The organism is Klebsiella sp. M5al (assembly GCF_002090195.1).
Lineage (GTDB): Bacteria > Pseudomonadota > Gammaproteobacteria > Enterobacterales > Enterobacteriaceae > Klebsiella > Klebsiella grimontii.
Genome location: NZ_CP020657.1, coordinates 49,957 through 74,089 on the forward strand (window position 1 = coordinate 49,957; position 24,133 = coordinate 74,089).

18 protein-coding genes and 3 rRNA genes are annotated in these 24,133 nt (G+C 53.3%); 14 read left to right on the top strand and 7 right to left on the bottom strand.

Features of this window, described 5'->3' with window-relative positions:
- Positions 1 to 138 precede the first annotated feature (138 nt).
- Entirely contained in the window at positions 139 to 1,131 is a 993-nt protein-coding gene (gene asnA / locus BWI76_RS00250) for an aspartate--ammonia ligase (RefSeq protein WP_024360530.1), read from the top strand.
- A 7-nt stretch (positions 1,132 to 1,138) separates the two neighbouring features.
- On the opposite strand, the gene viaA is transcribed toward asnA, so the two are convergent.
- Positions 1,139 to 2,587, bottom strand: a complete 1,449-nt coding sequence (gene viaA, locus BWI76_RS00255; protein ID WP_004871924.1) for an ATPase RavA stimulator ViaA — start codon at positions 2,585 to 2,587, stop codon at positions 1,139 to 1,141.
- Positions 2,584 to 4,083, bottom strand: coding sequence for an ATPase RavA (ravA, locus tag BWI76_RS00260; RefSeq protein ID WP_004871927.1), 1,500 nt, complete (start codon positions 4,081 to 4,083; stop codon positions 2,584 to 2,586). Before ravA ends, viaA begins: the two co-directional genes overlap by 4 nt.
- Positions 4,084 to 4,301: 218 nt before the next feature.
- Here ravA and kup point away from each other — a divergent pair, with 218 nt between their 5' ends.
- The 7 genes from kup (at position 4,302) to rbsR (ending at position 12,204) form a co-directional block, all read left to right on the top strand.
- Positions 4,302 to 6,170 (top strand): low affinity potassium transporter Kup, encoded by a 1,869-nt coding sequence (gene kup / locus BWI76_RS00265; RefSeq protein WP_004871930.1) that lies wholly within the window; start codon positions 4,302 to 4,304, stop codon positions 6,168 to 6,170.
- Positions 6,171 to 6,352: 182 nt separating this feature from the next.
- Positions 6,353 to 6,772 (top strand): D-ribose pyranase, encoded by a 420-nt coding sequence (gene rbsD, locus BWI76_RS00270; RefSeq protein WP_004871932.1) that lies wholly within the window; start codon positions 6,353 to 6,355, stop codon positions 6,770 to 6,772.
- Between the two features lie 10 nt (positions 6,773 to 6,782).
- Positions 6,783 to 8,288, top strand: coding sequence for a ribose ABC transporter ATP-binding protein RbsA (rbsA, locus tag BWI76_RS00275; RefSeq protein WP_024360528.1), 1,506 nt, complete (start codon positions 6,783 to 6,785; stop codon positions 8,286 to 8,288).
- 5 nt (positions 8,289 to 8,293) lie between these two features.
- Complete coding sequence (gene rbsC / locus BWI76_RS00280) at positions 8,294 to 9,259, top strand: ribose ABC transporter permease (RefSeq protein WP_004855792.1); 966 nt, start codon at positions 8,294 to 8,296, stop codon at positions 9,257 to 9,259.
- A 27-nt stretch (positions 9,260 to 9,286) separates the two neighbouring features.
- Positions 9,287 to 10,177 carry a ribose ABC transporter substrate-binding protein RbsB gene (rbsB, locus tag BWI76_RS00285; protein ID WP_004871935.1) on the top strand — a complete coding sequence of 297 codons (891 nt, stop codon included), beginning with the start codon at positions 9,287 to 9,289 and terminating at the stop codon, positions 10,175 to 10,177.
- Positions 10,178 to 10,275: 98 nt separating this feature from the next.
- Positions 10,276 to 11,208 carry a ribokinase gene (rbsK, locus tag BWI76_RS00290; RefSeq protein WP_024360526.1) on the top strand — a complete coding sequence of 311 codons (933 nt, stop codon included), beginning with the start codon at positions 10,276 to 10,278 and terminating at the stop codon, positions 11,206 to 11,208.
- A 3-nt stretch (positions 11,209 to 11,211) separates the two neighbouring features.
- Positions 11,212 to 12,204 carry a ribose operon transcriptional repressor RbsR gene (gene rbsR, locus BWI76_RS00295; RefSeq protein WP_004871939.1) on the top strand — a complete coding sequence of 331 codons (993 nt, stop codon included), beginning with the start codon at positions 11,212 to 11,214 and terminating at the stop codon, positions 12,202 to 12,204.
- On the opposite strand, the gene mdtD is transcribed toward rbsR, so the two are convergent.
- Both mdtD and BWI76_RS00305 read right to left on the bottom strand, forming a co-directional pair.
- Positions 12,201 to 13,598, bottom strand: a complete 1,398-nt coding sequence (gene mdtD, locus BWI76_RS00300; RefSeq protein WP_004871941.1) for a multidrug transporter subunit MdtD — start codon at positions 13,596 to 13,598, stop codon at positions 12,201 to 12,203. The genes rbsR and mdtD overlap by 4 nt on opposite strands.
- Before the next feature lie 3 nt (positions 13,599 to 13,601).
- Positions 13,602 to 14,312, bottom strand: coding sequence for a FadR/GntR family transcriptional regulator (locus tag BWI76_RS00305; RefSeq protein ID WP_004871943.1), 711 nt, complete (start codon positions 14,310 to 14,312; stop codon positions 13,602 to 13,604).
- Positions 14,313 to 14,792: 480 nt separating this feature from the next.
- Between BWI76_RS00305 and BWI76_RS00310 the strand changes: the two genes are divergently transcribed.
- The 3 genes from BWI76_RS00310 (at position 14,793) to rrf (ending at position 19,631) form a co-directional block, all read left to right on the top strand.
- Positions 14,793 to 16,332 (top strand): 16S ribosomal RNA (locus BWI76_RS00310).
- Positions 16,333 to 16,538: 206 nt separating this feature from the next.
- Positions 16,539 to 19,445, top strand: a 23S ribosomal RNA gene (locus BWI76_RS00315).
- Positions 19,446 to 19,515: 70 nt separating this feature from the next.
- A 5S ribosomal RNA gene (rrf, locus tag BWI76_RS00320) occupies positions 19,516 to 19,631 on the top strand.
- The 16S, 23S and 5S rRNA genes sit together here, the layout of an rRNA operon.
- A 124-nt stretch (positions 19,632 to 19,755) precedes the next feature.
- Here rrf and mobB read toward each other — a convergent pair.
- Both mobB and mobA read right to left on the bottom strand, forming a co-directional pair.
- Entirely contained in the window at positions 19,756 to 20,262 is a 507-nt protein-coding gene (gene mobB / locus BWI76_RS00325) for a molybdopterin-guanine dinucleotide biosynthesis protein MobB (RefSeq protein ID WP_004871947.1), read from the bottom strand.
- Entirely contained in the window at positions 20,259 to 20,840 is a 582-nt protein-coding gene (mobA, locus tag BWI76_RS00330) for a molybdenum cofactor guanylyltransferase MobA (RefSeq protein ID WP_004871949.1), read from the bottom strand. Before mobA ends, mobB begins: the two co-directional genes overlap by 4 nt.
- Positions 20,841 to 20,911: 71 nt before the next feature.
- Here mobA and BWI76_RS00335 point away from each other — a divergent pair, with 71 nt between their 5' ends.
- The 3 genes from BWI76_RS00335 (at position 20,912) to dsbA (ending at position 22,894) form a co-directional block, all read left to right on the top strand.
- The gene (locus BWI76_RS00335) at positions 20,912 to 21,181 is read left to right on the top strand and encodes a YihD family protein (protein WP_004127077.1); all 270 of its coding nucleotides are present in this window, start codon (positions 20,912 to 20,914) and stop codon (positions 21,179 to 21,181) included.
- 75 nt (positions 21,182 to 21,256) lie between these two features.
- Positions 21,257 to 22,243 carry a serine/threonine protein kinase gene (locus BWI76_RS00340; protein WP_004871954.1) on the top strand — a complete coding sequence of 329 codons (987 nt, stop codon included), beginning with the start codon at positions 21,257 to 21,259 and terminating at the stop codon, positions 22,241 to 22,243.
- Positions 22,244 to 22,270: 27 nt separating this feature from the next.
- The gene (dsbA, locus tag BWI76_RS00345; RefSeq protein ID WP_004871955.1) at positions 22,271 to 22,894 is read left to right on the top strand and encodes a thiol:disulfide interchange protein DsbA; all 624 of its coding nucleotides are present in this window, start codon (positions 22,271 to 22,273) and stop codon (positions 22,892 to 22,894) included.
- A gap of 49 nt (positions 22,895 to 22,943) precedes the next feature.
- On the opposite strand, the gene BWI76_RS00350 is transcribed toward dsbA, so the two are convergent.
- Positions 22,944 to 23,843 (bottom strand): acyltransferase, encoded by a 900-nt coding sequence (locus tag BWI76_RS00350; RefSeq protein ID WP_049086924.1) that lies wholly within the window; start codon positions 23,841 to 23,843, stop codon positions 22,944 to 22,946.
- Between the last annotated feature and the right edge of the window lie 290 nt (positions 23,844 to 24,133).

Consider the following 24,133-nt stretch of genomic DNA (forward strand, 5'->3'; position numbering starts at 1 on the left):
AAGTTTGACGAATATTTCTATTTTAGCCGCAAATTTTAATGAATCAAAATCGATGCAGGCTTTTTGTTGTTGGATTATTGAATTGCAGCGCTGTTTTGTTGCTTAATCAATGGCAACAGGACGCAGGAGTTATAAAAAATGAAAACCGCATACATCGCAAAACAACGCCAGATTAGTTTCGTTAAGTCACACTTTTCCCGCCAGCTTGAAGAGAAGCTCGGCCTGATCGAAGTCCAGGCGCCGATCTTAAGCCGCGTGGGCGATGGGACGCAGGATAACCTCTCTGGTTGCGAAAAAGCGGTTCAGGTTAAAGTGAAAACACTGCCAGACGCCCAGTTCGAAGTGGTTCATTCACTAGCGAAGTGGAAGCGTCAAACCCTGGGACAACACGACTTCAGCGCGGGCGAAGGGCTGTACACGCACATGAAGGCCCTTCGCCCCGATGAAGACCGGTTAACCGCCATCCATTCCGTCTACGTTGACCAGTGGGACTGGGAGCGCGTAATGGGGGATGAAGAACGCCACTGCGGCACGCTGAAAGCAACCGTTGAAGCGATCTATGCCGGGATCAAAGCCACCGAGGATGCCGTCAGTAAAGAGTTTGGCCTCACGCCGTTCTTGCCGGAGACGATCCACTTTGTTCACAGCCAGGAGCTTTTAAGCCGCTATCCGGATCTCGATGCCAAGGGCCGCGAACGAGCGATCGCGAAAGAGCTGGGCGCGGTATTTCTGATCGGTATCGGCGGTAAGCTTTCTGATGGCCAGCGCCACGATGTTCGCGCGCCGGATTACGATGACTGGAGTACGCCTGCCGCTGAAGGCTATGCGGGCCTGAACGGCGACATTCTGGTATGGAACCCGGTTCTGGAAGATGCCTTCGAACTCTCTTCAATGGGGATCCGCGTGGATGCCGAAGCGCTGAAGCGTCAGCTGGCGATGACCGGCGATGAAGATCGCCTGAAGCTGGAATGGCACCAGGCGCTGCTGCGCGGAGAGATGCCGCAGACGATTGGCGGCGGCATTGGCCAGTCTCGCCTGACGATGCTGCTTCTGCAGCTGGATCACATCGGCCAGGTGCAGTGCGGCGTGTGGCCAACCCAGGTTCGTCAAAGCGTTGCCGCGCTTCTTTAATCAGTGATTAACGCCGCCAGCGTCGCAGCAGGCGGCTACGCAACCCGGTATCAAAGCGCCAGATATGATCGAAAACGCGCATAATGCCGGGCTTGCCGTGTACCGACATCGCCACCGCATGAAAACGATGTTGATGTTTATGCTGTAGCTCCCCCACCTTATTGATCACCTCATCCGGCAGGCGCTGGGCGATAAAATCGGAAATCACCACCGCATCAGCATCGACCCACTGCGGATTCTGCATACGCTCAATCACTGCCCGGAAGCAGCTGGCCAGATCGGTGCCGCCGCGAAAGCGCTGGCTTAAAAAACGAATTGCCTGCTCCAGCCCCTGCGGGCCGGTGAGTTCGTAGTGCACCACTTCGCTGGAAAACAGCATAATGAAGCAGCGGCGGTTATCCGCCAGAGCGACCCGCATCAGCGCCAGACAAAAAGCCTTGGCGCACTGTTCATTGAAACCGCCCATTGAGCCGGAAGTATCGACGCAGACGATAAACGGCCCGCGCGGCTGTTCGTCAACGTCCTGGCGCGTGACCGGCCGTTCGGTGATCTTTTCCTTCCACGCATCGCCGTGTAGCCGATAGGTCAGCAGCTGCTTTTCAACCAGCTTGCGGTAGAACTCAAACTCCAGCTCGGTAATGCCGAGAGTGGCCAGTTCTGGCGGCAGCAGACGCAGAATATCGTCGCTCTGCTGAAGCCCGTCGACCTGCTCCGGCACGGTGGCCGGTTCGCGCACCAGGCTGCGGAAGGTCTCCATCGGCGCATCTTTTTTCGACACCGCTTTCGCTTCACGCGAGCGTCCCAGTTGTTCAGCTAGCTGCATGAGCTCAGGTTGTTGAGTTAAAAAATCCCCGTAGCGAACGATCAGCTGATAATCGCCGCGCTTCAGCTCTCCGGCGCTCATGTCCCACAGATGCCCAGCCGCATTGTCATTTTCCACCAGCACCGGCTCCAGCTGGCCGCTGAGGGTCATGCGCTCCTGAACTTCGCTCAGCAGCTGATCGCGCTCTTCATCCAGCAACTGCTGATTAAGAGAGGTTGCCTGCACCACCAGGCTCAGGCGCCAGCGCTGGAGGAATAACGTGTGCAGCGCCGGTGTAAAGGTGCTGTTGTCATCCACCAGCTGCTGCGCCTGGCTGGCGAACGGGGAGTGCAGCTTATGCAGCTGGCTGAGAATTTGCGGCAGCTGGACGATAAACTGCGAGGTGGAAAGCCGCTGTGACTGCTGATAGCACTGAACTTCCGCATCCAGTTCGGGCGGGATGTTGGTCTCTTTTAGCCGCGATCTCACCGCTTCCCGCCAGCGAGGAATGTCGGCGGCGATAATATTTTTAAGCCGTGGAAATTTTTCAAAGAATACCGCGAGCTGAGGTGCCGCCAGCAGCGCCAGCAGCATCTCATCGATCATGCCCTCTTCGCCGACTGCCAGCATGACATTCAGCATGTCCAGGGTCATGACTGGCGGGCCTGTTTGATCTGCGTTCCTACGTCCTGCAGGCTGGCTTCAATCCGCCCCAGCCACTCGCCGGGGATAAACAGACATTTTTGCTGTTCGCTGAAGCGGTTATGTTGCTGATGCCATTCGTCGTCCAGCGCCTCCAACTGCTGCCGGATTTCGGCGGGCATATTTTCCCGTGATTCACTACCGGGTAGGGAGAGCCGCGATCCCTGTAAGCTGACGTCGCGCACGACCAGGTGCTGGCTGGTATCGACATCCATATTCAGCTGCTGGGCAAAACCAATTCCGTTGAGCTTGCCGCGGATCTCACCGCCTTTCTCCAGCCAATGAGCGAGCTCTTCACGAACGAACGTAATATGAATGACTTCCAGATCGTGCAGTTTGAGCGGCTGCTGGAGAAGCAGCGTTAGCGTCGAATCCTGTACTTCAGCAGGCAGTTCATAATGAGGTTTCCGGCTAAACATCCCGCCGAGACGCGTGACTTTTAGCGCGGTTTTATCGCTTTGCTGCTGTTGAAGCTGAATGCGCCGCTGGATTATCGACCCCAGACGAGTGAGCATCGCCTGCTGCTGCCAGGCGTGGCTGGTCATTAAGGTCTCCAACTGCGCGGACATCAGGTTCATTGTCTCAACGTTGTGCCACAGGCAATCCTTCAGCAGGATCAGGTCTATTGGCGCAATGGTGTCGCGGCCGCTGAAAAAGGCGCTGGCCTGCAGCAGACGAATGGCCTTTTTCCAGCGACGATCTGAGACGTAGGGCGCGTTCGGCAGCGTATCCAACTGCTGGCGCAGCTGGAATATGAGTTCAAACACGCTGTCCGGTAGCTTCACGTTGCCGATATCCTGCTGCCATTGCAGGAACTCCTCGTCGCTGACCTGCAAATTCGCCGGGACAGGATTACTGTTCTCGTCCTGCTGGCTTATCAGCATTGAGCGGAAGTTAGTTTTATCCTGTACCTTATCCAGCCATAACCGGATAAGCATACGGTCGTATAAGGCTTCCAGGCTATTGTCCGCCTCCGGGAGTTCGTTCGACGCCGCCACCAGCAGGCGCATGGGGATTTTCTCTTCGGTTGCCCCGTTGCGGAAATGGCGTTCGTTTATCGCTGTCAGTAGCGTATTGAGGATCGCCGGGCCCGCTTTCCAGATCTCATCGAGAAAAACAATTTCGGCTTCCGGGAGATAGCCGGCGGTCAGACGCTCGTAGCGCCCTTCATCTTTCAGCGCCTGGATGGAGAGCGGGCCAAAGACCTCTTCCGGCGTGGAGAAGCGGGTCATCAGGTATTCAAACGCGCGGGCCTGCTGGAAGGCGAACTTGAGGCGACGGGCAATCAGGCTTTTGGCGATCCCCGGCGGCCCCAGCAGAAAAACGCTCTCGCCGCTGAGGGCGGCAAGCAGGCAAAGGCGTATTGCGTGGCTGCGTTCGAAGAGTCCTTTTTCCAGCGCGGCGCTGAGCCGGGAAATTCTTTCTGCCAGTAAATGTGATTGAGCCATAATAGAGTTGCGTGCTTTTTAGAATGTCGTTGTTAGGTCGAGTATAGATGTTTGATTAGGGGTGGTAATAGCCTGAAGAATCGATTTATTTTCTTTGAGTCAGGTTAAGATGATGTCAGTTAGGGGTACGATTCAGCAAATAATCGTGCATACTGTGCGCCTTTTTGTGGGCCAAGGGACTAGGCACACATTTGTTTTATAAACGAAAAGACTAGTCTATGAGCACTGATAATAAACAATCGCTGCCGGCAATAACGCTGGCGGCAATCGGCGTGGTATACGGCGATATCGGCACCAGCCCACTGTATACACTTCGTGAATGTCTGTCAGGCCAGTTTGGCTTTGGCGTTGAGCGTGATGCTGTTTTTGGCTTCCTGTCGCTCATTTTCTGGCTGTTAATTTTTACCGTATCGCTCAAGTACATCACCTTCGTGATGCGGGCAGATAACGCCGGTGAAGGTGGGATCCTGACGTTAATGTCGCTGGCGGGGCGTAATACCTCCGCACGTGCGACATCGGTACTGGTGATCCTTGGGCTTATCGGCGGCAGCTTCTTTTATGGCGAGGTAGTGATTACGCCTGCCATCTCGGTGATGTCGGCGATAGAAGGGCTGGAAATTATCGCTCCTGACCTGGATACCTGGGTTGTGCCCATCTCCATTATTGTTCTGACACTATTATTCGCCATTCAAAAGCACGGTACCAGCATGGTGGGCAAGCTGTTCGCGCCGATTATGCTGATCTGGTTCCTGCTGCTGGCGGTGCTGGGGGCGCGCAGTATCTTCGCTAACCCGGAGGTGCTGCAGGCGCTGAACCCGTATTGGGCGGTTCATTTCTTCCTTGAATATAAAACCGTTTCGTTTGTGGCGCTGGGGGCGGTGGTGCTGTCAATCACCGGCGTGGAAGCGCTGTATGCCGATATGGGGCATTTCGGTAAATTACCGATTCGCCTGGCCTGGTTTTCGGTGGTATTGCCTTCGCTGGTGCTGAACTACTTTGGCCAGGGGGCGCTGCTGCTCAAACACCCGGAAGCAATTAAAAACCCGTTCTTTCTGCTGGCGCCGGAGTGGGCGCTGATTCCGATGCTGATTATTGCCGCCCTGGCGACGGTTATCGCTTCCCAGGCGGTTATCTCCGGCGTCTTCTCCCTGACTCGTCAGGCGGTGCGTCTGGGATACCTGTCGCCGATGCGTATTATTCATACCTCGGAAATGGAGTCCGGGCAGATTTACATCCCGTTTATCAACTGGCTGCTGTATATCTCGGTGGTCATCGTAATTGTTAGCTTTGAGCACTCCTCTAATCTGGCGGCGGCGTACGGTATTGCGGTGACGGGAACGATGGTGCTGACCACCATTCTGTTCACGACGGTGGCGCGCCAAAACTGGCACTGGAATAAGTTTGTTGTGGCGCTGCTGCTGGTGGCTTTTATGTGCATTGATGTTCCGCTCTTCTCCGCGAACCTCGATAAAATCGTCTCCGGCGGCTGGCTGCCTCTGACCCTCGGTCTGGTGATGTTTACCATTATGACGACCTGGAAGAGCGAGCGTTTCCGCCTGCTGCGTCGGATGCATGAGCATGGTAACTCTCTGGAAGCGATGATCTCTTCGCTAGAAAAATCGCCGCCGGTTCGCGTGCCGGGTACCGCTGTTTATATGTCCCGGGCGCTGAACGTGATTCCTTTTGCTCTGCTACACAACCTGAAGCATAACAAGGTGCTGCACGAGCGGGTGATTTTGCTGACGCTGCGTACTGAAGATGCGCCGTACGTACATAACGTGCGGCGCGTGCAGATTGAGCAGATTTCGCCGTCGTTCTGGCGCGTCGTTGCCAGCTACGGCTGGCGCGAAACGCCGAACGTCGAAGAGGTTTTCCACCGCTGCGGGCTGGAAGGCCTGAGCTGCCGGATGATGGAGACCTCCTTCTTTATGTCGCATGAGTCGTTGATCATCGGCAAGCGGCCGTGGTATCTGCGCCTGCGCGGCAAGCTGTATCTGCTGCTGCAGCGCAACGCCCTGCGAGCGCCGGACCAGTTCGAAATCCCGCCTAACCGGGTTATTGAGCTCGGCACTCAGGTTGAGATCTGATTATCTAAGGCCCTTCTTGATGAAGGGCTTTTTGTTTTTCTCAGCGCTTCTTCCTTTCTTTCACCTGCGTTGCGAAACGTTTCGATGACGATCACAATTCTCACATCTGGTGATGGTTTTCTGTTCTCTTATTGCTAATACTAATACCAGCGAAACGTTTCGCTAATGGAGCAAAAGAGAAAATGAAAAAAGGTACCGTCCTCAATGCTGATATTTCGTCGGTTATCTCCCGTCTGGGTCATACCGATACGCTGGTGGTTTGCGACGCTGGTTTACCGGTTCCCCGCAGCAGCACGCGTATTGATATGGCGTTAACCCACGGGGTGCCCTCCTTTATGCAGGTTCTGGAGGTGGTGACGAGCGAAATGCAGGTTGAAGTGGCTATCCTCGCGGAAGAGATTAAAACCCTTAATCCGCAGCTCCACGCGACGTTGCTCAATCACCTTGAGCAGCTGCAGCAGCACCAGGGAAACACCATTGAAATTCGTTACACCAGTCATGAGCAGTTTAAAAAAGAAACCGCAGACAGTCAGGCGGTGATTCGCAGCGGGGAGTGTTCCCCGTATGCGAACGTTATTCTCTGTGCCGGCGTGACGTTCTGAGGTCGCCGATATGGAAGCCTTATTGCAATTAAAAGGGATCGATAAAGCGTTCCCTGGCGTCAAGGCGCTCTCCGGCGCCTCGCTAAATGTCTATCCGGGCCGCGTGATGGCGCTGGTCGGCGAGAACGGCGCCGGTAAGTCCACCATGATGAAGGTGCTGACCGGTATTTACGCCCGCGATGCCGGTTCGCTGCTGTGGCTGGGGAAAGAAACCACCTTCAACGGTCCTAAATCTTCTCAGGAAGCCGGAATTGGCATCATCCACCAGGAGCTCAACCTGATCCCACAGCTGACGATTGCCGAGAACATTTTCCTCGGTCGTGAGTTTGTGAATCGCTTTGGCAAAATTGACTGGAAGACGATGTACGCCGAAGCCGACAAGCTGCTGGCAAAGCTGAATCTACGTTTTAACAGCCAGAAGCTGGTGGGCGATTTATCGATCGGCGATCAGCAGATGGTCGAGATCGCTAAAGTGCTGAGCTTTGAGTCGAAGGTCATCATTATGGATGAACCCACCGACGCGCTAACCGATACCGAGACCGAATCCCTGTTCCGCGTGATCCGCGAACTGAAATCGCAGGGGCGCGGTATTGTCTATATCTCTCACCGTATGAAAGAGATCTTCGAGATTTGCGATGACGTCACGGTCTTTCGCGATGGGCAGTTTATCGCCGAGCGCGAAGTGGCCAGCCTGGATGAAGATCTGCTGATTGAGATGATGGTAGGCCGCAAGCTGGAGGATCAGTATCCGCGTCTGGACAAAGCGCCGGGCGCGGTTCGCCTTAAGGTCGACAACCTGTGCGGCTCAGGCGTGGAGAATATCTCCTTTATTCTGCGCCAGGGGGAAATTCTCGGCGTCGCCGGGCTGATGGGCGCCGGGCGTACCGAACTGATGAAGGTGCTGTACGGTGCGCTGCCGCGCAGCAGCGGCTCGGTTACCCTTGATGGGCGCGAAGTTGTCGCTCGTTCTCCGCAGGATGGCCTGGCCAACGGCATTGTTTACATCTCCGAAGACCGCAAGCGCGATGGTTTAGTGCTCGGCATGTCGGTTAAAGAGAATATGTCGCTAACCGCGCTGCGTTACTTCAGCCGCGGCGGCGGTAGCCTCAAGCATAAAGATGAACAGCAGGCGGTAAGTGATTTTATCCGCCTGTTTAATGTGAAAACGCCGTCGATGGAGCAGGCTATTGGGCTGCTTTCGGGCGGTAACCAGCAGAAGGTGGCGATCGCCCGCGGGTTGATGACCCGACCGAAGGTGCTGATCCTTGATGAACCGACCCGCGGCGTCGACGTCGGCGCGAAGAAAGAGATCTACCAGCTGATTAACCAGTTTAAAGCCGAAGGCCTGAGCATCATTCTGGTCTCTTCGGAGATGCCGGAAGTGCTGGGCATGAGCGATCGCATCATGGTGATGCATGAAGGGCATCTCGGCGGTGAATTCACACGCGAGCAGGCCACCCAGGAAGTATTGATGGCTGCCGCTGTGGGCAAGCTTAACCGTGTGAATCAGGAGTAAAAAAGATGAATAACCCGGCTGTTTCTGGTCGTCGCTACTTCACAAAAGCGTGGCTGATGGAGCAAAAATCGCTGATAGCCCTGCTGGTGCTGATTGCGATTGTTTCGACCATGAGCCCCAACTTTTTTACCGTGAATAACCTGTTCAATATCCTGCAGCAAACTTCAGTTAACGCCATTATGGCGGTAGGGATGACGCTGGTTATCCTGACCTCGGGCATCGACCTGTCCGTCGGTTCCCTGCTGGCGCTGACCGGCGCGGTTGCCGCGTCAATTGTCGGAATTGAGGTTAACGCGCTGGTGGCCGTAGCCGCTGCGCTGGCGTTAGGGGCGGCAATTGGCGCCGTGACCGGCGTGATTGTGGCGAAAGGGCGCGTCCAGGCATTTATCGCCACGCTGGTGATGATGCTGCTGCTGCGCGGCGTGACGATGGTTTATACCAACGGTAGCCCGGTGAATACCGGTTTTACCGATAATGCCGATCTGTTTGGCTGGTTCGGGATTGGTCGTCCGCTGGGGATCCCAACGCCGGTGTGGATTATGGCGATCGTCTTCCTGGCCGCCTGGTACATGCTGCACCATACCCGTCTGGGCCGTTATATCTACGCCCTCGGCGGTAACGAGGCGGCAACGCGTCTTTCCGGCATCAGCGTCAATAAAGTTAAGATCATAGTCTATTCTTTGTGCGGCATGCTGGCCTCGCTGGCCGGCATTATTGAGGTCGCGCGTCTCTCCTCCGCGCAGCCGACGGCGGGCACCGGATATGAACTGGATGCGATTGCGGCGGTGGTGCTGGGGGGGACCAGCCTCGCGGGCGGTAAAGGGCGTATTGTCGGCACGTTGATTGGCGCGTTGATCCTTGGCTTTCTGAACAACGGACTGAATTTATTAGGCGTTTCATCCTATTACCAGATGATCGTGAAAGCGGTGGTTATTTTGCTGGCGGTACTGGTAGATAACAAGAAGCAGTAACTGAGAACTCTACAGGACATCTTAACTATGAATATGAAAAAACTGGCGACCCTGGTCTCTGCTGTAGCGTTAAGTGCGACCGTAAGCGCAAACGCGATGGCAAAAGACACTATCGCTCTGGTTATCTCAACCCTTAACAACCCATTCTTTGTCTCTCTGAAAGAGGGTGCGCAAAAAGAAGCGGATAAACTTGGCTATAACCTGGTGGTTCTGGATTCACAGAACAACCCGGCCAAAGAGCTGGCTAACGTTCAGGATTTAACCGTCCGCGGCACCAAACTGCTGCTGATCAACCCAACGGATTCCGATGCGGTGGGTAATGCCGTGAAGCTGGCTAACCAGGCGAAAATTCCGGTTATCACCCTCGACCGTCAGGCATCAAAAGGTGATGTGGTTAGCCATATCGCGTCTGATAACGTGCTGGGCGGCAAAATGGCCGGTGACTATATCGCCAAAAAAGTCGGCGAAAACGCGAAGATCATTGAACTACAGGGCATTGCCGGGACGTCCGCGGCGCGCGAGCGTGGCGAAGGTTTCCAGCAGGCCGTGGCTGCGCATAAGTTTAACGTGCTGGCCAGCCAGCCGGCAGATTTTGACCGTACTAAGGGCCTGAACGTCATGCAGAACTTGCTGACGGCGCATCCGGATGTACAGGCGGTATTTGCCCAGAATGATGAAATGGCGCTGGGCGCGCTGCGTGCGCTGCAAACGGCAGGCAAATCTGATGTGATGGTTGTTGGATTTGACGGCACTCCGGATGGCGAAAAAGCGGTAAATAGTGGCAAACTGGCAGCGACCATCGCCCAGTTACCGGAGCAGATCGGCGTGAAAGGCGTTGAGACAGCCGATAAAGTGCTGAAGGGCGAAAAAGTGGAGACCAGCTATCCGCTTGAGTTGAAACTGGTCATTAAGCAATAATGTGCGATTCGGATCGGCGACGGTCCGAGGGACAACATAATAAAGAAAAGCAGGGCATGCGCCACCGGATTCCGGTGGCGCGATTTCCGGGAATATTGATTATGAAAACCGCAGGCAAACTTGTCGTCCTTGGCAGTATCAACGCCGATCACATCCTTAATCTCGACGCCTTCCCTACGCCCGGTGAAACCGTCACCGGTCATCATTATCAGGTCGCTTTCGGCGGTAAGGGCGCAAACCAGGCGGTTGCCGCCGGACGCAGCGGGGCAAATATCTCCTTTATCGCCTGTACCGGCGATGACGATATTGGCGAACGCGTTCGTCGTCAGCTGGAAAGTGATAATATCGACGTCGCGCCGGTCAGGGCCGTTGCCGGAGAGTCAACCGGCGTGGCGCTGATTTTTGTTAACGCTGAAGGAGAAAACACCATCGGTATTCACGCCGGCGCTAACGCTGCGCTCTGCGTTGCGCAGGTTGATGCGGAAAAAGAGCGTATTGCCAGCGCGCAGGCGCTGTTGATGCAGCTGGAATCGCCGCTGGAAAGCGTACTGGCGGCGGCGAAAATCGCTCACCAGAATCAAACCTCGGTCATACTCAATCCTGCTCCGGCGCGTGAATTGCCGGATGAACTGTTAACGCTGGTGGATATTATTACCCCTAACGAGACCGAAGCGGAAAAGCTTACCGGCGTGCGCGTGGAAAACGATGAGGATGCGGCAAAAGCCGCTAAAGTGCTCCATGATAAAGGTATTGGTACGGTGATCATTACGCTTGGCAGCCGTGGCGTATGGGCGAGCAGCGAAGGTAACGGTCGTCGGGTTCCGGGGTTTAAAGTGCAGGCGGTTGACACCATTGCCGCTGGCGATACCTTTAATGGCGCGCTGGTCACCGCGCTGCTCGAAGGTCGCGAACTGGCGGAGGCAATTCGTTTTGCCCATGCAGCCGCGGCTATCGCCGTCACCCGAAAAGGGGCTCAGCCCTCCGTGCCCTGGCGAAAAGAAATAGACGAATTTTTACGTCAACAGGGGTAACGCTTGGCCACCATGAAGGATGTAGCCCGCATCGCGGGCGTTTCCACTTCGACGGTTTCTCATGTCATTAACAAAGATCGTTTCGTTAGCGAAGCGATTACCGCTAAAGTCGACGCCGCGATTAAAAGCCTGAACTACGCGCCGTCCGCGCTGGCGCGCAGCCTCAAATTAAATCAAACCCGCACCATAGGTATGCTCATTACCGCCAGTACCAATCCGTTTTACTCGGAGCTGGTGCGCGGCGTGGAGCGCAGCTGCTTCGAGCGGGGTTATAGCCTGGTGCTGTGTAATACCGAAGGCGATGAGCAGCGCATGAACCGTAATCTGGAGACGCTGATGCAAAAGCGCGTCGATGGTTTACTGCTGTTGTGCACTGAAACGCATCAACCTTCGCCGGAGATTATGCAGCGTTACCCTTCTGTTCCGACGGTGATGATGGACTGGGCGCCGTTCGACGGCGATAGCGATCTGATTCAGGATAACTCTCTGCTGGGCGGCGATATGGCGACGAAGTATCTGATCGACCAGGGCTATACGCGAATTGCCTGTATTGCGGGTCCGCTGGATAAAACGCCTGCCCGGCTGCGCCTGGAGGGGTATCAGGCAGCGATGGCTCGGGCCGGACTCACGGTACCTGAAGGATATGTGATTAGCAGCGATTTTGAGTTTGGCGGCGGATTTAGCGCCATGCAGAAGCTGCTGACCCTCTCAGCGTTGCCGCAGGCGGTGTTTATCGGTAACGATGCGATGGCGGTGGGCGCCTACCAGGCCCTTTATCAGGGCGGGCTGCGCATCCCTCAGGATATGGCGCTGGTAGGCTATGACGACATTGAACTGGCGCGCTATATGACGCCGCCGTTAACCACGATTCATCAACCGAAAGATGAACTGGGCGAGCTGGCCATCGATGTGCTGATTCACCGCATGGCCGATCCGGGGCAAAAACAGCAGCGCGTGCAGTTAACCCCCGAGCTGGTGGTCCGCGGTTCAGCCTAACGCTTGTGCCGCTCCTTAATCAGGTTGCGGCCATCTTTTGCTCTTAATAAGGTAAATACCAGCGCCGATACCACGGTGATTGCCCCCATGGTAATAAAGGTGTAGTGGAACTGTTCAATGGTATTTGCGCTCTCGAATCCTTCATAAAACCGCAGCACCGCCGCGCTAACGGCGACCCCGAGACTAATAGACAGCTGCTGGGTAACGGCCAACATGCTGTTGCCGCTGCTGGCGTTGTCATCGGTTAAATCGGCGAGCGTGATGGTATTCATTGAGGTGAACTGGGTGGACATCGCCATGCCCAGAACGAATAGCGGCAGCAGCAGCATCCAGATCGACATATCCGGAGATTGCAGCGAAAACTGAGCGATCATCAGGCCGATAAATATCGTGACCCCGACCAGCGTTTTACGGTAACCAAACCAGCGAAGTATCTGGGTGACGGTTGATTTAGCAATAATCGAACCAATAGCCGTAGGCGCTATCATGCAGCCGGCGATAATCGCCGGATAACCGAAGCCAACCTGTAACATCAGCGGCATCAGGAATGGAACGCAGCCGGTACCCAGGCGCGTGGCCAGGTTCCCCGCGATCCCGACAGAGAAGGTATGTGTCTTAAATAAAGAAAGCGAAATGAGCGGTGTGGGATGACGGCGAGCGTGGCGAATATAGGCCCACAGTAAAATGATGCTCAGAGCGATAACGGCCAGAGCCATCCATGTGGCGACAATTTTCTCACCAAACAGCTCGATTCCGCTAGAGAACAGCACCAGGCTCAGGCCAAACAGGATAAAACCGAGCGTGTCGAAGCGGCGACGTGGCGTGGTGAAATCCGGCATATATTTGCGGGCATACACGATCCCGATAATACCGATGGGAATATTAATCAGGAAAATCCAGTGCCAGCTGGCCCAGGTCACCAGTACGCCGCCGAGCACGGGGCCGAGGATAGGGCCGACCAGTCCAGGCATCGTGACGAAGTTGAGTACCGGCAGCAGTTCGCTGCGCGGATAGGCGCGCAGTAACGCCAGCCTCGCTACTGGCATCATCATTGCCCCGCCGATGCCCTGAATGACGCGGAAGATAACCAGTTCCATTAGCGAGTTTGACAGGGCGCAGGCAAGAGAACCGAGTGTGAACAGGCTGACGGCGATGATAAATACTTTCCGCGTGCCGAAACGGTCGGCCAGCCAACCGCTGACCGGAATAAGCATAGCCACCGTCAGCGTATAGCTGATGATGGCCGATTGCATCGCTAGCGGTGAACGGTTGAGGCTATGGGCGATAGCGGGAAGGGCTGTATTCAGAATGGTGGCGTCGAGCGCCTGCATAAAAAAAGCCATCGCTGCGATCCATGGCAGCCCGGCCATACTGCGGCCTTTCTTTTTGGTCATTCGTTACCCTTGCGATTTGTCGGAATGATTGGGGGCACTCAGCAACGCCTGGCAGGCGCTAAGCGCTCGCGAGCCGTCGCTATCCAGAATGGCATCAACGATTGCCTGATGCAGATCCAGCTTCACCACTTCATTCTGCGTAATTGACGTGAAGTAGGTGTGATAGACCGAATGAAATAAAGAGGCGAAAGAGATCAGGAAAGGGTTACCGCTCATTTCATATATATGTTCATGCCAGGCCATATCGACTTCAATCCAGCGCTCGCGCTGAAAGTTCCTCTTTAGCTCAACCATCTCCTCCATCAAGGCGTTAAGCTGGGCCTTTTGCTCCGGCGAGCCTGACGTTGACGCCAGAAAACAGGCTTGAGGTTCCAGGCTGCCGCGCATAACGAGGAAATGGCTGACAACATCAGAGAAGTTATCTTCTGTTAACCACCAGGCCAGGAGTTCTTTATCGAGGAAGTTCCAGCTGCTGCGCGGCATCACCCGCGTACCGATGCGTGGCCGTGGTAAAAGCATACCTTTTGCCGTTAGCGTCTTCACCGCTTCACGCACGGCCGTGCGGCTCACGCCAAACTGCTCGCCCAGCTCCATCTCGCCGGGAAGGATACTTTCTGGCTGATATTCACCGGTCAAAATTTTTTGAGCTAGCTTCTCCGCTAATACCCAGGAGATATTCTTTTGTGCCGCCAACTGCTGTGCGCTTAAAGACATACATGCCGTTCCTTTCTCTTTTTTACCTTACCAGTATGCCATCTGACGGCTTGCTTCGTTGGTTAAAACGGCAAAACGCCGGTTTTTTGCTACATTACGCGCCGTAATGATGAAAAAAGAGGCGGTTGAAAAGTTTTTTGCATTTAGCCCTTGTCACTTCGGAATAACTCCCTATAATGCGCTCCCACTGACACGGAACAACGGCACGCAAGCCGCCGGGTCAGCGGGATTCAGCGATGAATACCGACAGAGAAAAGCGAAATTAAACGCTTGACTCTGAATGAGGAAAGCGTAATATACGCCACCTCGCAACGGTGAGCGAAAGCCGCGTTGCACTGCTCTTTAACAATTTATCAGACAATCTGTGTGGGCACTCAAAGTGACATGGATTCTTAACGTCTTCGGACGAAAAATGAATACCAAGTCTCTGAGTGAACATACGTAATTCATTACGAAGTTTAATTCACGAGCATCAAACTTAAATTGAAGAGTTTGATCATGGCTCAGATTGAACGCTGGCGGCAGGCCTAACACATGCAAGTCGAACGGTAGCACAGAGAGCTTGCTCTCGGGTGACGAGTGGCGGACGGGTGAGTAATGTCTGGGAAACTGCCTGATGGAGGGGGATAACTACTGGAAACGGTAGCTAATACCGCATAACGTCGCAAGACCAAAGAGGGGGACCTTCGGGCCTCTTGCCATCAGATGTGCCCAGATGGGATTAGCTAGTAGGTGGGGTAACGGCTCACCTAGGCGACGATCCCTAGCTGGTCTGAGAGGATGACCAGCCACACTGGAACTGAGACACGGTCCAGACTCCTACGGGAGGCAGCAGTGGGGAATATTGCACAATGGGCGCAAGCCTGATGCAGCCATGCCGCGTGTATGAAGAAGGCCTTCGGGTTGTAAAGTACTTTCAGCGGGGAGGAAGGCGATAAGGTTAATAACCTTGTCGATTGACGTTACCCGCAGAAGAAGCACCGGCTAACTCCGTGCCAGCAGCCGCGGTAATACGGAGGGTGCAAGCGTTAATCGGAATTACTGGGCGTAAAGCGCACGCAGGCGGTCTGTCAAGTCGGATGTGAAATCCCCGGGCTCAACCTGGGAACTGCATTCGAAACTGGCAGGCTGGAGTCTTGTAGAGGGGGGTAGAATTCCAGGTGTAGCGGTGAAATGCGTAGAGATCTGGAGGAATACCGGTGGCGAAGGCGGCCCCCTGGACAAAGACTGACGCTCAGGTGCGAAAGCGTGGGGAGCAAACAGGATTAGATACCCTGGTAGTCCACGCTGTAAACGATGTCGACTTGGAGGTTGTTCCCTTGAGGAGTGGCTTCCGGAGCTAACGCGTTAAGTCGACCGCCTGGGGAGTACGGCCGCAAGGTTAAAACTCAAATGAATTGACGGGGGCCCGCACAAGCGGTGGAGCATGTGGTTTAATTCGATGCAACGCGAAGAACCTTACCTACTCTTGACATCCACGGAACTTAGCAGAGATGCTTTGGTGCCTTCGGGAACCGTGAGACAGGTGCTGCATGGCTGTCGTCAGCTCGTGTTGTGAAATGTTGGGTTAAGTCCCGCAACGAGCGCAACCCTTATCCTTTGTTGCCAGCGGTCCGGCCGGGAACTCAAAGGAGACTGCCAGTGATAAACTGGAGGAAGGTGGGGATGACGTCAAGTCATCATGGCCCTTACGAGTAGGGCTACACACGTGCTACAATGGCATATACAAAGAGAAGCGACCTCGCGAGAGCAAGCGGACCTCATAAAGTATGTCGTAGTCCGGATTGGAGTCTGCAACTCGACTCCATGAAGTCGGAATCGCTAGTAATCGTGGATCAGAATGCCACGGTGAATACGTTCCCGGGCCTTGTACACACCGCCCGTCACACCATGGGAGTGGGTTGCAAAAGAAGTAGGTAGCTTAACCTTCGGGAGGGCGCTTACCACTTTGTGATTCATGACTGGGGTGAAGTCGTAACAAGGTAACCGTAGGGGAACCTGCGGTTGGATCACCTCCTTACCTGAAAGAACCTGCCTTTGTAGTGTCCACACAGATTGTCTGATGAATGATAAATTTCAAAATGTACTGTGAAGTGCATTGTGAAATTTTGCTCTTTAAAAATCTGGATCAAGCTGAAAATTGAAACGACACACAGCTAATGTGTGTTCGAGTCTCTCAAATTTTCGCGACACGATGATGTTTTACGAAACATCTTCGGGTTGTGAGGTTAAGCGACTAAGCGTACACGGTGGATGCCCTGGCAGTCAGAGGCGATGAAGGACGTGCTAATCTGCGAAAAGCGTCGGTAAGGTGATATGAACCGTTATAGCCGGCGATGTCCGAATGGGGAAACCCAGTGCAATTCGTTGCACTATCGTTTGATGAATACATAGTCAAACGAGGCGAACCGGGGGAACTGAAACATCTAAGTACCCCGAGGAAAAGAAATCAACCGAGATTCCCCCAGTAGCGGCGAGCGAACGGGGAGCAGCCCGGAGTCTGAATCAGCTTGTGTGTTAGTGGAAGCGTCTGGAAAGTCGCAGGGTACAGGGTGATACTCCCGTACACTAAAACACACAGGCTGTGAACTCGAAGAGTAGGGCGGGACACGTGGTATCCTGTCTGAATATGGGGGGACCATCCTCCAAGGCTAAATACTCCTGACTGACCGATAGTGAACCAGTACCGTGAGGGAAAGGCGAAAAGAACCCCGGCGAGGGGAGTGAAAAAGAACCTGAAACCGTGTACGTACAAGCAGTAGGAGCCTCTTTATGGGGTGACTGCGTACCTTTTGTATAATGGGTCAGCGACTTATATTCTGTAGCAAGGTTAACCGTATAGGGGAGCCGCAGGGAAACCGAGTCTTAACTGGGCGTTAAGTTGCAGGGTATAGACCCGAAACCCGGTGATCTAGCCATGGGCAGGTTGAAGGTTGGGTAACACTAACTGGAGGACCGAACCGACTAATGTTGAAAAATTAGCGGATGACTTGTGGCTGGGGGTGAAAGGCCAATCAAACCGGGAGATAGCTGGTTCTCCCCGAAAGCTATTTAGGTAGCGCCTCGTGAACTCATCTTCGGGGGTAGAGCACTGTTTCGGCTAGGGGGTCATCCCGACTTACCAACCCGATGCAAACTACGAATACCGAAGAATGTTATCACGGGAGACACACGGCGGGTGCTAACGTCCGTCGTGAAGAGGGAAACAACCCAGACCGCCAGCTAAGGTCCCAAAGTCATGGTTAAGTGGGAAACGATGTGGGAAGGCCCAGACAGCCAGGATGTTGGCTTAGAAGCAGCCATCATTTAAAGAAAGCGTAATAGCTCACTGGTCGAGTCGGCCTGCGCGGAAGATGTAACGGGGCTAAACCATGCACCGAAGCTGCGGCAGCGACACTATGTGTTGTTGGGTAGGGGAGCGTTCTGTAAGCCGTTGAAGGTGGCCTGTGAGGGTTGCTGGAGGTATCAGAAGTGCGAATGCTGACATAAGTAACGATAATGCGGGTGAAAAACCCGCACGCCGGAAGACCAAGGGTTCCTGTCCAACGTTAATCGGGGCAGGGTGAGTCGACCCCTAAGGCGAGGCCGAAAGGCGTAGTCGATGGGAAACAGGTTAATATTCCTGTACTCGGTGTTACTGCGAAGGGGGGACGGAGAAGGCTATGTTGGCCGGGCGACGGTTGTCCCGGTTTAAGCATGTAGGCGGATGTTCCAGGTAAATCCGGAACGTTATTAACGCTGAGGTGTGATGACGAGGCACTACGGTGCTGAAGTGACAAATGCCCTGCTTCCAGGAAAAGCCTCTAAGCATCAGGTAACATCAAATCGTACCCCAAACCGACACAGGTGGTCAGGTAGAGAATACCAAGGCGCTTGAGAGAACTCGGGTGAAGGAACTAGGCAAAATGGTGCCGTAACTTCGGGAGAAGGCACGCTGATATGTAGGTGAAGTGGTTTACCCATGGAGCTGAAATCAGTCGAAGATACCAGCTGGCTGCAACTGTTTATTAAAAACACAGCACTGTGCAAACACGAAAGTGGACGTATACGGTGTGACGCCTGCCCGGTGCCGGAAGGTTAATTGATGGGGTTATCCGTAAGGAGAAGCTCTTGATCGAAGCCCCGGTAAACGGCGGCCGTAACTATAACGGTCCTAAGGTAGCGAAATTCCTTGTCGGGTAAGTTCCGACCTGCACGAATGGCGTAATGATGGCCAGGCTGTCTCCACCCGAGACTCAGTGAAATTGAACTCGCTGTGAAGATGCAGTGTACCCGCGGCAAGACGGAAAGACCCCGTGAACCTTTACTATAGCTTGACACTGAACACTGGTCCTTGATGTGTAGGATAGGTGGGAGGCTTTGAAGTGTGGACGCCAGTCTGCATGGAGCCATCCTTGAAATACCACCCTTTAATGGCTGGTGTTCTAACGTGGGCCCCTAATCGGGGTTGCGGACAGTGTCTGGTGGGTAGTTTGACTGGGGCGGTCTCCTCCTAAAGAGTAACGGAGGAGCACGAAGGTCAGCTAATCCTGGTCGGACATCAGGAGGTTAGTGCAATGGCATAAGCTGGCTTGACTGCGAGCGTGACGGCGCGAGCAGGTGCGAAAGCAGGTCATAGTGATCCGGTGGTTCTGAATGGAAGGGCCATCGCTCAACGGATAAAAGGTACTCCGGGGATAACAGGCTGATACCGCCCAAGAGTTCATATCGACGGCGGTGTTTGGCACCTCGATGTCGGCTCATCACATCCTGGGGCTGAAGTAGGTCCCAAGGGTATGGCTGTTCGCCATTTAAAGTGGTACGCGAGCTGGGTTTAGAACGTCGTGAGACAGTTCGGTCCCTATCTGCCGTGGGCGCTGGAGAATTGAGGGGGGCTGCTCCTAGTACGAGAGGACCGGAGTGGACGCATCACTGGTGTTCGGGTTGTCATGCCAATGGCATTGCCCGGTAGCTAAATGCGGAAGAGATAAGTGCTGAAAGCATCTAAGCACGAAACTTGCCCCGAGATGAGTTCTCCCTGACCCTTTAAGGGTCCTGAAGGAACGTTGAAGACGACGACGTTGATAGGCCGGGTGTGTAAGCGCAGCGATGCGTTGAGCTAACCGGTACTAATGAACCGTGAGGCTTAACCTTACAACGCCGAAGATGTTTTGGCGGATTTGAGAGAAAGATTTTCAGCCTGATACAGATTAAACAGAATTTGCCTGGCGGCACTAGCGCGGTGGTCCCACCTGACCCCATGCCGAACTCAGAAGTGAAACGCCGTAGCGCCGATGGTAGTGTGGGGTCTCCCCATGTGAGAGTAGGGAACTGCCAGGCATCAATTAAGTGAAGAGCCCATCCTGACGGATGGGCTTTTTGCGTTTTTGTGGCCTGAGAAAGCAAGAATGATTTAGCAAGATGACGCGTAGCGATATCTCTGCAATCTCAATCAAGGCCGCGATTAAGCCCTCTTTAACCACTGCATAATAAAAACGGCTATCTGCGGAATATTATTTAAATCTAACAAGGGAAGCGACGTCTCGACAGGCGTATCGCTGGCAACGGCAATCACGTCATCATCAAACACTAATTCTTCTCTGCAATGTCCGCTGTTTTGCCGAAAGAGCAGGATCTTGGGCACAGCTTCATGTTTAAAACCTTCAACCAGTACGAGATCTAACGTTGATGCATCCATTCGGCTAGCCAGCCATGTCAGATCCAGTGGAGGCTCTTCGGGTGTTTCCGTAATTAATGCCCAACGCTGCGAGCTGGCGACTATCGTCTGAGCTGCGCCTGCTTTACGTAGCTCATAGCTATCTTTACCGGGTTTATCCACATCCATATCATGATGAGTATGTTTAATGAGCCCAGGACGTATGCCTTCCGCGCGTAGCGCTGGAATCAGCGCTTTTAATAAGGTTGTTTTACCCGTGCCGCTCCAGGCGGCGATGGCCAAAAGAGGGATCATGATGACACCTCCATACTTTGTAAGTCACTGAGAGTGTTGACGTTAATAAAGGCTGATTTTACATCGCTAAAATCGACGCTATGCCCGCCCATTTTACGCATAAACACCATAACCCGCCGCTCGCCTGCCGCCAGATAGGTTTCCAGTTCGCTAATCACCACTCGATTCACCAGAGCAATCGCCGGATGGTCGCGTTCACCGTCGTGTACCCAAACGACCGGGGATGATTTTTTTTGCAGTATTAAGCGCTCAGCCAGAAATAATGGAATAAAAGGCGTATCGCATGGACAAAACAGAAACCACTCACCCTCAACCTGATGCATAACGGAAAGCATACCGGCTAACGGCCCGGGAAAGTCGTTCAGAGAGTCGGTAATAATCGGGTAGCCGCTGCTTCGCCAGCAATCAAGATTGCGGTTAGCGCTAATCACCAGCTTTGTGACCTGGGGTTGCAGCCTATCGGCGACATGACGCCACAGAGCTTTCCCCTTCAGCAACTGCAATCCTTTATCAATGCCTCCCATACGCGTACCTCTCCCACCCGCCAGTACAACGCCGGTTATTACCTTGCCCTGCATATTAATATCGCCTCTTTCATTGTGGGATTGTCCCTGCTAACGTACACCTATCAAGAGTAAGGAGCATTGCTATGAAATGTAAACGCCTGAATGAAGTCATTGAACTTCTCCAGCCAGCCTGGCAGAAAGAACCCGAGCTGAATTTGATTCAATTTTTGCAAAAACTGGCGAAAGAGGCCGGTTATGCCGGTGAACTGAGCGATCTTTCCGACGATATTCTGATTTATCACCTGAAGATGCGCGACTCGGCAAAAGAGGCTGTTATCCCCGGTATCCAGAAAGATTATGAAGAAGATTTTAAAACTGCGCTGCTACGCGCTCGGGGCGTGATTAAAGAGTAAAAGGTTGTAAGCGCTGCCGCGGAATCGGTAATGAGATGATATCCTGTATCATTCGTACGATTATCGGATGTCAGGATGCACGATAAGGCTTTCACTTTTCAGACGCTTCACCCGGATACCATCATTGATGGTTTATTTGATCTGGGAATGCGGGTGGACTCAGGTCTCACCCCGCTTAATAGCTATGAGAACCGAGTTTACCAGTTTCAGGACGAAGATCGTCGCCGCTATGTGGTGAAGTTCTATCGTCCTGAGCGCTGGTCCGCCGAACAAATCCTCGAAGAACACCAGTTTTCCCTTCAGCTCGTTCAGGACGAAGTCCCTGTAGCGGCGCCATTGTCGTTTAACGAAAGTACCCTTCATCAGCATCAGGGGTTCTTTTTCGCCGTGTTCCCAAGCCTGGGTGGACGTCAGTTTGAGGCGGATAACCTCGATCAGATGGAATGGGTTGGGCGCTACCTTGGCCGTCTGCATCAAACGGGACGCAAACAGCGTTTTGTCGCGCGCCCGGAGATTGGCACCAATGAGTACCTTCTTGAGCCCCGGCAGGTCTTTGAGCTCTCCCCGCTGATACCGGCAGGGCTGAAAGAGGCTTTTCTTGGCGCTACTGATAAGCTGATTGATGCGGTAATGGCGCAATGGCACGGGCGCGCCAATATCTTACGTTTGCACGGTGACTGCCATGCAGGAAACATCCTCTGGCGCGATGGCCCTTTGTTTGTTGATTTAGATGATTCACGTAATGGACCTGCTATCCAGGATTTGTGGATGCTGTTGAACGGTGATAAGGCCGAGCAACGGATGCAGCTTGAGATGATCATTGAAGCGTATGAAGAGTTTAGCTCTTTCAATACGGATGAAATTGCCCTCATCGAACCTTTACGTGCAATGCGGTTAGTTTATTATCTGGCGTGGTTGTTAAGACGCTGGGAAGATCCTGCTTTTCCTAAGAACTTCCCGTGGTTAACCGGGGAAGATTACTGGCGTGGGCAGACAACAACTTTTCTTGAGCAGGTAAAGGTTCTGCAGGAACCGCCTCTTCAGTTAACGCCAATGTATTAATGTGATATATCCAGGAGAGAGTTAATCATGAAAAAAATTTGGCTGGCGCTGGCTGGTATGATTCTGGCTTTTAGTGCATCCGCTGCCCAGATCACCAACGGTAAGCAGTATATTACCCTCGATAAGCCCGTTGCCGGCGAGCCTCAGGTGCTCGAGTTTTTCTCGTTCTACTGCCCGCACTGCTATCAGTTTGAAGAAGTGCTTCATGTGTCAGATAACGTGAAGAAAAAGCTGCCTGAAGGCGTCAAAATGACGAAATACCACGTTGAATTCCTGGGCCCGTTGGGCAAGGATCTGACCCAGGCGTGGGCCGTCGCGATGGCGCTGGGTGTGGAAGACAAGATTACCGTCCCGATGTTTGAAGCGGTACAGAAAACACAGACCGTTCAGACCGTAGCCGATATTCGTAAGGTCTTCGTTGACGCCGGCGTTAAAGGTGAAGATTACGATGCAGCCTGGAACAGTTTTGTAGTGAAATCCCTGGTGGCTCAGCAAGAGAAAGCCGCTGCTGATTTCCAGCTGCAGGGCGTACCCGCTATGTACGTTAACGGCAAATATCAGCTTAACCCGCAGGGTATGGATACCAGCAATATGGACGCATTTGTTGCCCAGTATGCCGATACCGTTAAGCAGTTAGTTGAGAAGAAATAAAAAATAAACGCCGGTTACTGACCGGCGTTACTCTTTTCAGCGTCCAGCATCATTTTCCTTTCTGCTGCATGATTTCCGTTAACTGACGATCTTTATTTTCCCAGAGCGTATTTAGCCAGCGCTGAAACCGCCGCTTAAAGTTTTTATCATTCACATAATCGCCGTGCAGCTCTTCCGTCACGGGTTCAACGCGGATGCGTACCACAATCCGCGTTAATCGGCCGCTCAGCATGTCGTAAAACGGTCGGTGATGATTCTCTGGATAACACAGCGTAACGTTCAGCAGCTTATCAAACTGCGAGCCCAGTACGCTTAATGCCATGGCAGTACCGGCAGCTTTTGGTGCTAATAAATTATTATAAGGCGAGCGGGTCTGCAGCCGCTTCTCTTCAGTAAAGCGTGAACCTTCGACAAAGTTAACGATAGTGGTGGGATGTGAGCGGAATTTCTCGCAGGAGCGGCGGGTGGTTTCAACATCTTTGCCACGGCGCTCTGGATGGCGGATTAAATAACCGCGGGAATAACGGCGCATAAAAGGCATATCCAACGCCCAGCATGCCAGGCCAATAAACGGCACCCAGGCGAGCTGTTGCTTGAGGAAATATTTATTCATCGGGATATGTTTGCGAAACAGCACGCACAGTACCACGATATCGGCCCAGCTATGGTGGTTGCTGATAAGCAGATACCAGTTTTTCTTATTCAGGCCTTCCAGGCCCTCAACATCCCACTTAAGCCAGGGATTAAGGCGCAGCAGCAGAGCCAACCCTTCACACCAGCAGTACATCATGAAATTGCAAAAAACGGATATCGAGCGCCAGACCGCAGCAACAGGCACAAGCAGTTTAATCAGCCCGGCGATGATTATTGGCACGGAGCAAATAATGGTGACTACGATAGTCAGGGCGATACTCAGCGGGAGCGTTATCGCAGCGAGTAATCTCGACATAGTTAATTTATTCAGAAAGTTAGGCTGACAAAGAACGCGTTTAAACAGCGCAAGAGGCTGATTTTACCAGAAAATAGAGCAAATGACGGGTTTTACCCGGACGGAAAAATATCCGGATCTTATATCCACATGGAACATTGAGTCATCATGATGTTATTAAAGCGGGTTGTTAATTTATAATGCCATGATAAATATAGAGTAATTTACCAATAGATTATTTTATTAATGATGACGTAGCCATCGTTATAAAACTATTCACAAAGTTATCCACAGGTTAACGCATTGCGCGA